The following is a 228-nucleotide window of genomic DNA, read 5'->3' on the forward strand; positions in this document are numbered from 1 at the left end:
CTATGGGCCTACCGTGCTTCTTGAAATACTCAGGAGACCCGACGACAGCGTGTCGCTGAGGCAGCCCGAGCGAAACGGCAATCATGTCGGTGGGAACGAGGCCTTCAACCCTGACGCCCAGATCGAACCCGTCCTTGACGATATCGACCATTTTCCCCTCGGTAACGATATCGACATTCATGTCCGGATAGCGGCGCAGGAACTCCAGCACGAGCGGTGAGATGATGG

General features: G+C 57.5%; 1 protein-coding gene. It reads right to left on the bottom strand.

Features of this window, described 5'->3' with window-relative positions; genetic code table 11:
* Window positions 1-228, bottom strand: a 228-nt coding sequence (locus tag AF337_RS04235; RefSeq protein ID WP_244471181.1) for a LysR substrate-binding domain-containing protein, incomplete at both ends; no start/stop codon positions are given.

Source organism: Rhizobium ecuadorense (assembly GCF_001187535.1).
Classification (GTDB): Bacteria; Pseudomonadota; Alphaproteobacteria; order Rhizobiales; family Rhizobiaceae; genus Rhizobium; species Rhizobium ecuadorense.